At 66.7% G+C, this 8,983-nt stretch carries 6 protein-coding genes; 1 reads left to right on the plus strand and 5 read right to left on the minus strand.

Features of this window, described 5'->3' with window-relative positions; all coding sequences use genetic code 11:
* Positions 1-6: 6 nt before the first annotated feature.
* From E3T27_RS04920 to E3T27_RS04940, 5 genes are read right to left on the minus strand one after another with little or no spacing between them, the layout of a single operon-like run.
* Positions 7-894 (minus strand): ECF transporter S component family protein, encoded by an 888-nt coding sequence (locus tag E3T27_RS04920; protein ID WP_134571778.1) that lies wholly within the window; start codon positions 892-894, stop codon positions 7-9.
* Positions 891-3,014 (minus strand): ATP-binding cassette domain-containing protein, encoded by a 2,124-nt coding sequence (locus tag E3T27_RS04925; protein ID WP_134571779.1) that lies wholly within the window; start codon positions 3,012-3,014, stop codon positions 891-893. Before E3T27_RS04925 ends, E3T27_RS04920 begins: the two co-directional genes overlap by 4 nt.
* Positions 3,014-3,601, minus strand: coding sequence for a hypothetical protein (locus E3T27_RS04930; protein WP_134571780.1), 588 nt, complete (start codon positions 3,599-3,601; stop codon positions 3,014-3,016). Before E3T27_RS04930 ends, E3T27_RS04925 begins: the two co-directional genes overlap by 1 nt.
* A 20-nt stretch (positions 3,602-3,621) precedes the next feature.
* On the minus strand, positions 3,622-5,040 hold the full coding sequence (locus E3T27_RS04935; RefSeq protein ID WP_420898038.1) for an O-acetylhomoserine aminocarboxypropyltransferase/cysteine synthase family protein: 1,419 nt from the start codon (positions 5,038-5,040) through the stop codon (positions 3,622-3,624).
* On the minus strand, positions 5,037-6,233 hold the full coding sequence (locus tag E3T27_RS04940) for a MalY/PatB family protein (protein ID WP_134571782.1): 1,197 nt from the start codon (positions 6,231-6,233) through the stop codon (positions 5,037-5,039). Before E3T27_RS04940 ends, E3T27_RS04935 begins: the two co-directional genes overlap by 4 nt.
* A gap of 188 nt (positions 6,234-6,421) precedes the next feature.
* Here E3T27_RS04940 and E3T27_RS04945 point away from each other — a divergent pair, with 188 nt between their 5' ends.
* On the plus strand, positions 6,422-8,647 hold the full coding sequence (locus E3T27_RS04945; RefSeq protein ID WP_174722181.1) for a UvrD-helicase domain-containing protein: 2,226 nt from the start codon (positions 6,422-6,424) through the stop codon (positions 8,645-8,647).
* The last annotated feature ends 336 nt before the right edge of the window (positions 8,648-8,983 follow it).

Here is an 8,983-nt window from a genome sequence, read left to right on the forward strand (position 1 = left end):
GCCTGGTCAACGGCGGAGGCTCAGGCGTGCTCGGCGCATGGCGGCGAGTACGGCCGGGCCGACCAGGGTGATACCGACCACGGTCGTGATGGCGCGTACCGTATCCCAGGTGAGGGTCGACGTGACGAGTGAGTAGAGCACGAACGCGGCAAGGTTCTCGCCGGGGTCGGCGGTGGCTTCGTAGGAGATGCCGGTGCCGCTGCCCACCGCAAAAGGCCAGAACCAGAGGTTCATCAGGAAGCCGAACAGGTAGGACGCGACCACGCCATAGGCAGCCAGCAGAAAGATTTCGCGGCTGGCGTGCATCCGCTGGCCGGAAGAATTCTGCCGAGTGGCGTTCCGCCAGCGGGGGAGCAGCCCGGCACCGGCGCCGACCCAGCCGCAGGCGAACATCTGAAACGGGGTCCACGGGCCAAAGCCGCCCCAGAGCATCGACGACACCGCGATGGTGAGCAGACCGAGCAGAAAACCGAACCGGGCGCCATAGACCCGCCCGGCCAAGATGAGCAGCACAAACACCGCCTCGACCCCGCCGACTCCAGCGCCGGCGATACGCACCGCGGCACCGACGGCCGAGAGCACGCCGAGCAGCGCGACGGTTTTGGCCGTGTACATCTCGCGGTCGAGGGTGAGTGCGAGGGCCACGATGAGTGCGGGGATGAGCGCGAACGCCACGATCGGAACCGCGACCTGCGCGTCTGCCGGCACGGCTCCGACGAAGAGCGGCCAGGCGAACGCGGCGACGGCAAGCAGGCTGCCGCCACCGAGAATCCCCTCCGTCCAGCGGATGCTGCGGCGCGGCCGCGCCTGATCCGCGCGCTCGCGAGGGCGGTCGCCGAGAGCGATCCCGGCGGTGGTTGCCTTCTTGCGGGCCGTGGTCGATTCGTCGGTCATGAAAGCACCTCGATCGGCGCGGCGAGTCGCCCGGCCTGCATGCGCAGGGTGCGCGTGGCCAGATCCTGCGCGAAGTCGTCGTCGTGGGTGGCGAAGATGACCGCTGAGGCCGCACCGGCGGCCGTGAGCAACGCCGCACTCACGAGCGCACGTGCCGTCTGGTCGAGGCCGCGGGTGGGTTCGTCGACGAGGAGCAGGGCAGGCCGGGCGGCGAGTTGAATGGCCATGACGAGGCAGAGGCGTTCGCCGGCGGAGAGGTCGCGCGGGTGGCGCTGCAACAGGGGCGCGGCATCCGTTGGGGCAGGGAAGCCGAGTAAGTGGGCCAAAAGGGCTGCGGTGCTGCTTTCGGTGTGCGGGACGGCGCGAAGACCGCGCCTAAACTTCGGTTCGCGCAGCGTTCGATCAGCGCGGCGACATTCCTCGGCCACGGTGATCGCAAACAGCAGGTCGTCGAAGTTCTCGGGCACGAGCGCCACGGACTGCCGGCGCGTTCGCCGCTTGCGGGATCGAACATCGTGCCCGGCGACGATGACGGTGTCGGCAGCGGTCGGCAGCGCAATCGTCCGCAGCAGGCTGGTCTTGCCGGCGCCGTTACTACCGCGCAGGGCTACGAGTTCGCCCGCCTGCACGTCGAAAGACACGTCGTTGACGACCAGGTCGGTTTTGTGCCGAACACTCAGTCGACGGATGCTCGCGAGCGGCATCGCAGGCACAGAGCCGATATTCAGCGTCGCGCTCTGCGCCGCCGCTGCCATGCCCGCGCCGCTCCCGAATGATGGCAGTGCGGTGCCCCACGAGTCAGTGAGCCAGTCGACGGGCGAGTCGGCGGGCGAGTCTGCGGGCGAATCGGCGGGGCGTCGGCCATTCGCGTCTGCGTCACGGCGCGTTGTCATGGCCGTGCCGATTTCGGCGGAGAGGTGCTGTACTCGGCTGCCTCGAATCTGGAGCCAGGCATCCGCTGTCGATGCGAACTCGCTCGTATTGTGTTCGGCGATGACGACGCAGACCCCGGCCTCGTGGGCGAGCTGGCCGAGCACGGTGCAGACCCGGTCGCGGGCGGTTGTATCGAGGTCGGCGAGCGGTTCATCGACCAGCAAGAGAATGGGGTGGTTCACGAGTGCCGCTGCGATCGCGACGAGGCTGGCTTCGCCGGCGGAGAGCTGCTCGATGGGCCGGTCGACCAGGTGCTCGATTTTGAGCCGGGCGGCCACCTCGAGAACGCGGGCATGCACAATGGATGCGGCGACATCCCGCACGGCCAAGGCGAAGCCGATCTCGTCGTGGACCGTTTCGGACGTGAAGCCGAGCCGCACGTTCTGCGCGACGAGTCCGACGAAACCGGCGGTGTCGCGTGGGGGAGTCGAGGCCCGGTCGGCGCCGGCAATGTCGATATGACCGTGCTGGGTACCGTCGTAGAAGTGCTGGAACAGGCCGCTCATGCTGTGGAGGAGGCTGGTCTTGCCCGATCCGGTCGCGCCGACGATGACGGTCAGGGTGCCGGGGCGCAGTGTGACGTTGAGCTCGTCGAGGTGCCAGTCTGCGCCGAAATCTAAGCCGGCATCCGTCAGTACCACGGGTGCCTCGCAGACGCCCGGGACGACGCGGGTGGCTGCAAATCCGCGGGTCTCCATCGACGCGGCGAGTGCGAGAGCGCGCTCGATGGTCTGTTCAAAAATGGGTACGAGCAGTGATGCGATCGATCGTTCACCACGTAGCGCGCGAGCGACCCGCACCCGACGCACCGATTCCAGCAGGGCCGGAAATGTGGCCCAGGCGATCACGAGCGAACGGGAGATTGCCCGCAGCGGCCCGCGACCGGCACCACGTGCGAACAGGGCCTGCACGTTGATGACAGCGTTGAGCACGCCAAAGGAGACGATGACGGCGGCGACGGGGAGTGCGCTGAGCGCGGCGTTGCCAAGCCCGACCAGGGTGATCGGGCCCAGCAGCGTGATGTGGCTGAACGGTCCGTCGAGCCGCAGCAGGGGAAGATCCAGCAGCAGCGGGCCCGCGCCCGCGCCTGCGCCGCCAAAGACTACCCGGTAGACAACCCGCAGCAGCACGAAGCCGACCGCGAGTACGACTGCCGCGCGTAGCGGGGCCAGGCGCAGGCGAAACACTAGCTGCCGGGCGTGGCAGTTTCCATGCCGGTGGTGGTGAAGAGAAGTCCTACTGACTGTCCGGGCTCGATTTCGAGCTCGCCGAGTCCGACCGGCGCGTACTCCCAGTCGGCCTCGGCGGACGGCTGCACCCAGATGCCCCAGTAGGCGTGCATCGGCGCCATCGTCGCGCAGCTTTCGGTGAATGGCGCCTGCCCCTCGACCTCGATGGTCTCGTCGGCGGCCGGGCGGTCATTGACGCGGCAGGCGACCATGTCGCCGTATTCGACGGTGCCCTCTGTCGTGACGCTGGCAGCTTCCAGGGCGTCGCTCGCGGAGATGGTCGTTGTCGCGTCGACGCATTTGGTGATCGTATCGGCGTCGAGCAGGCCGAAGTCGACGACGACGGCGACGCCAGCGCAGTCTGCGGGAGCGGCATCCGTTGTAGCCGAGTCAGTACCTGCGGCGGCGGTCGCGGATGCGCTCGAGCCGGCGGCGGCTCCCGAGTCAGTTCCGGCGCATCCGCTCAGAACGGCGAGCAGAACGAGCGCTCCCAGGGTGGCAAACGTGCGAGTGGGCGCAGAAGAAAATGGCGCGATAAAGTTCATGAATTTAGAATACCTAGCGTTTAGAGGATGCCGGCGACTCGGTCGAGCCCCCCGCGGAGGTCGAGCAGAAGATCATCAAGTGATTCGATGCCCACCGACAGGCGCAGCATGCCAGCCGTAATGCCGAGGCGTGCGTTCAGATCGGGGGCAAAGGACGCGTGGGTGGTGGTGAGCGGATGCAGCACCATCGAGCGGGTATCGCCGATACCGGTCATGCGACTGAACACCCGCAGACCGTTCGTGAACGCTCGGGCGCCCTCGGTTCCGCCCCTGACGGTGACGGCGAACACCGAACCGGTACGGCCGTTGTAGTACTTCTGCGCGATCTCGTGCAACGGGCTGCTCGGCAGGCCGGCATAGTCGACGACCTCGACTTCGGGCTGCTCCTCGAGCCAGTGCGCGATAGCGATCGCGTTGTCAACGTGACGTTCCATGCGCAGCGACAGGGTTTCGATGCCCTGGTGCAGCAGAAAACCGTTGAACGGCGAGAGCGACGGGCCAACATCATTGACGACGGCCTCGCGCACGTACTGGGCGTAGGCGGCCGGGCCGAACCGGTCGAGCAGCGACGGCAGGCCGGGACGCAACGAGTCGGTCAGCAGAGGGTAGCGGCGGGAGCTCGCCGCCCAGTCGAAGGTGCCACCGTCGACGATGGCGCCCGACACCCCGGCGCCGTGGCCGCTGAGAAACTTGGTGGTGGAGTGCACGACGATGTCGGCGCCGTGCTCGAACGGGCGAATGAGATACGGCGTGGCGACGGTGTTGTCGACGACGAGCGGAATGCCATGGCGGCGGGCGACGGCGGCAATGCGGGCAATGTCGACGACGTCGTTGCGCGGGTTCGGAATGGTTTCAGTGAAGATCGCTTTGGTCTCCGGCCGGATCACCGCGTCCCAGGCGGCATCGGAGTCGGTGTCCCAGACGTAGTCCACCTCGATGCCCATGCGTCGAAAGCTCCGGCCGAGCAGAATGCGGGTGCCGCCGTAGATGCTCGCGGTCGAAACGATGTGCTCGCCCGATTCAGCCAGCGCAAACAGGGCGGCGCTGATCGCGGCCTGCCCACTCGACACGGCAACGCAGGCCGCGCCGCCCTCCAGTGAGGCGAGTCGCTGTTCGGCGACCGCGTTGGTGGGATTGCCCTGCCGGGAGTAGATAGGTTCGCGGGAACCGCCGTTGAACCGAGCGGCTCCGTCGTCGAAGGAGTCGAAGACATACCCGGCGCTCAGGGTGAGCGGCGGAATGCGCGCGCCGCGGTTCTCGTCGGCGTACTCGCCCACGTGCACCTGGCGGGTGTCAAAGCTGAAGGCGTCCCAATCGGTGATCGGCGCGACCACTTCGGCGGCATCAGACTTGCGTGAAGTTGCTGTTGGTGCTGGCGTGGCCATGAAACTTCCTGTTGCGTCGGTGTCGGGCTGGAGTGGGGCATCCGTGGTCGTCATGAGACGGCTACCGGCGTCGGCAAAGCGGCAGACGCGGCATGAACTCGTGCCACGAGCGCCGCGATACGGGCGACGGCTTCGCGCAGGGTGTCGGGCGAGCAGGCCAGGTTGAGCCGGGCGAAGCCCTGGCCGCCGAGGCCGAAGCACTCACCGTTGTTGAGGGCGACGCGGGCGTCGTCGAGAATGCGCTGGTACGGGCTCTCGCCGAGGCCGAGGTGGCGCAGGTCGAGCCAGGCGAGGTAGCTGGCCCGCGGCCGGTGGTAGATCACAGTGGGCAGATGTTCACGCAAGAGTTCAGCAAGTAGGGAATCGTTGTCGACAATTTGATCGATGGCATTGTCGAGCCAGTCGGTACAGGAGAAGGCGGTGATGTTGGCGTGCAGGCCGAGAATGCTGGTGCGACAGGCCACCTCTTCGGGCAGCCGGTTCAGCAGGTCGTTGGTGGCGTCATCGGCGGCGATGACGACCGCGCACTTGAGCCCGGCCACATTCCAGCCTTTGCTTGCCGAGGTCACGGTGACCGCGCGGGCCCCGGCGGCCAGGGCCAGTGGGGCGAACGGCGTAAAGGTGACGCCCGGGTAGGTGAGCGGTGCGTGGATCTCATCGGAGATGACGAACACGTCGTACTGCGCGGCCAGTCGGGCCAGCGTTTCGAGCGTCTCTCGCTGCCACACAATGCCGTGCGGGTTGTGCGGGTTGCAGAGCAGAAAAGCGTCGATGCCGCCGGCGAAGCTGGTTTCGAGTGCCGTGAAGTCGAGCGCCCAACTGTCGCCCTGCTCGAGCAGGGGCGTTTCGATAACGGATGCCGCGGCCTCTTCGACGAGTTCGTAGAACGGCGGGTAGACCGGCGGGGTGATCGCAACTCGGCCGCCGGCCGGCACGGCCAGTCGGAGGGCCTCGACGATGCCGACGCTCACGTCGGTTGCCAGGTGCACGTGGCTGGGGTCAACGGTCCAGCCCCAACGGTTCAGAGCAAATGCGGCGAAGGCTGGAGCGAGCGGGCCGGGGCCGTCGAGGTAACCGGTGTCGGAAGCCTGCACCCGCTCCACAAGGGTGGCGACAATGGCCGGGGCGAGGGGGTAGTCCATCTCGGCAACGAACAAGGGAAGTACGTCGGCGGGAAACCGAGTCCACTTGATGCTGCTGCGCTCGCGCCGGATATGCTCCAGCGGTGCGACCTTGATGACTGACATGATCACAGCTTGTTCCAGCCGTCGAGAATAAGCGAACAGGCACGTAAACATTCGACACATGAGCGGATGCCGACGCCGCGCTGGCGAGCCGGGTGACCGTTCGCGGGCAGCTCAATCTGACGCGCAGACGTGCAGCGTGGCCCACGCTGACCGCGACTAAACTAGGGGCTTGGGTTTAAGGGGTGTTCGTGATTGACCAGGAGCTTGTTCGAGAGCAGGACTATGTTCGGGCGCTGTATGAGCGGCTCGACGCGCTGCAGGAAGAGGCTGAAGGCCAGCTCAAAGCGGTGCGCCGCCAAGACGTAGGCGGTAACCACCAATCCCGCAGCGAACGCGACACCTTCGCGCGCCTCTACGAGGACCGCATCGTGCAACTGCGCGAGGTCGACGACCGACTGGCCTTCGGCCGGCTCGAAACCATGCCAGACGACTCCGGCGACTCGGTCTACCGCTATATCGGCCGGGTGGGCCTGCGTGATGAAGATCACAAGCCGCTGCTGCTCGACTGGCGTGTGCCGCAGGCAAGCGCTTTCTACCAGGCCACCGCCGCCACGCCGCTCGGCGCCAGGGCCCGTCGCCACCTGCTCTCCAAGGGGCGCACCATCATCCGCATCGAAGACGAAATTCTCGATGCCGCCCTGCTCGCCGACCCCGATGCCAGCACACACCAGGGCGAGGGCGCCCTGCTCGCGGCGCTCACCGCGCAGCGCACCGGACACATGTCCGACATCGTCTCGACCATTCAGGCGGAGCAGGACCGTATCATCCGCTCGGAACTGGCCGGTGTTCTGGTCGTACAGGGTGGCCCCGGCACCGGCAAGACCGCCGTGGCGCTGCACCGTGCCGCCTACCTGCTGTACACGCACCGGGATCGCCTGCGCGACAGTGGCGTACTCATCATCGGTCCGTCGCGTTCATTTCTGCAGTACATCGAGGCCGTGCTGCCCTCCCTCGGTGAGACCGGCGTGGTGCTCGCCTCGGTCGGCCAGCTCTTTCCCGGCGTCGAAGCGACCCACGAGGATGCCCCCGCCGCCGCGGCGCTGAAGGGCCAGGCTTTCATGGCCGACCTCATTGCGCGAGCCGTGCACTCCCGGCAGCGCACCCCGTCCGCCCCGCAGCAGCTCGTCGTGAACGGCGACCGCATCGTGCTGCAGCCCGAGCTCGTCGCCAATGCGATCGCGCGCGCTCGCGGCACCGGTAAAACCCACAACGAGGCACGAGTGACCTTTGTGAAGACCGCTATCAACGCGCTCTCCCGGGTCTGGCTCGAGCAACTGCAGCAGCAGGGCCGTTCGATGGACGACACCGATCTGCCCATGCTGCGCGAAGACCTACGCCTGGCCGACGATGTGCGGATCGCGCTCAACACCGCCTGGCTGCCGCTCACGCCGCAAAAACTGGTGCAAGATCTCTATGCGCGGCCGCAGTGGCTGGAGGAGCTGACTCCGCGCTGGCGTTTCGCGCAGCGCAAGCTGCTAGCCCGCCCGCGCACGGCCGAGTTCACGATCGCCGACATTCCGCTGCTCGATGAGGCCGCCGAGCTGCTCGGAGAATACAACGCGGTCGACCAGGCGAAAAAGCGCGCGCTCAAGGAACAGCGCAAGCGCGACGTGGAGAACGCCGAAACGGCCATTGAGAACATGCAGGTGAAGGGCCTCGTCAACGCGAAGGACCTCGCCGCCAGTTTCGCCGAACTCGATGAACGCGCAACGACCAGCGAGCGTGCCGCTCGGGATCGCAGTTGGACCTACGGCCACGTTGTCATTGACGAGGCCCAGGAACTCTCCCCGATGCAGTGGCGGCTGGTGTTGCGGCGTGGTCCGCGCCGGTCGTTCACGATCGTCGGTGACATCGCGCAGGCAGCCAGTTCTGCGGCATCTGCCAGCTGGAAAGAGGCGTTGCAGCCGGTGCTGGACGGCTCGCCCGAAGCTGACCGCTGGCGGCTCGAAGAATTGACCGTGAATTATCGCACGCCGAGCCAGATCGCTACGGCGGCCGAGACGGTCGCGATGTCACATCGGTTGCCGATCACGCGCTCCCGCACGGTGCGGTCGAGCGAGTGGCCGGTCGAAACGGTAGCGGATGCTGCGGTCGCGGTACGCCGCGACCTGGCGCTTGGAACGGGCGGCACCCTCGCCGTGATCGTCGTCGACTCCGCTCTCGACGACCTTGAATTTACCCTGCGCGCTGAATTCGGCGATCTGCTCGGCGTTGGTGCGCTCGGCCTCAGCCGCGAGATCGCGCTGCTCACGCCGCAGGACGCCAAGGGGCTGGAATTCGATGCCGTCATCGTCGTCGACCCGGCTGCCATTCTCGCCGCCTCCGAACGTGGCGCCGGCGCGCTCTATGTAGCGATGACCCGGGCCACGCAGCGACTTTACCTGGTCGGGGACGCTCCGCTCGGTCGCGCATAATTCTGGCGTCGCTGACCTGAACACACGGTCAGGGAGGCGACATCGAAGACGAAGCCAGGCACCGAATCTTTGAGTCGTCGTACCGAGCAGCCCTCGATGATCGGCCTAGTATTCAACTCGCAAAAAACCTTCGCTATTTACTGATATTTCCTCGTCTCCATGAGCGATTCGGGCTATAATTGGGGGTGAAGGAGGCACTGACGCCATGACCCTCACCGCCCCGCCCGCTGCAACTGGCTCCGTGCCGGAACCTGAGGGTTTTCGGGTTGCGGCCGTTGCAAAGGCCGGTGCGATTCTGGCTTTGGCGTTTGATGGGGTGCAGTTTGGGCAGCTCGA

The organism is Cryobacterium lyxosi, assembly GCF_004403345.1.
GTDB classification, from domain to species: domain Bacteria; phylum Actinomycetota; class Actinomycetes; order Actinomycetales; family Microbacteriaceae; genus Cryobacterium; species Cryobacterium lyxosi.

Coding starts and splice junctions, on each gene's coding strand:
- E3T27_RS04920 (WP_134571778.1), bottom strand. CDS start 894: ATGACCGACGAATCGACCACGGCCCGCAAGAAGGCAACCACCGCCGGG.
- E3T27_RS04930 (WP_134571780.1), bottom strand. CDS start 3,601: ATGAACTTTATCGCGCCATTTTCTTCTGCGCCCACTCGCACGTTTGCC.
- E3T27_RS04935 (WP_420898038.1), bottom strand. CDS start 5,040: ATGACGACCACGGATGCCCCACTCCAGCCCGACACCGACGCAACAGGA.
- E3T27_RS04940 (WP_134571782.1), bottom strand. CDS start 6,233: ATGTCAGTCATCAAGGTCGCACCGCTGGAGCATATCCGGCGCGAGCGC.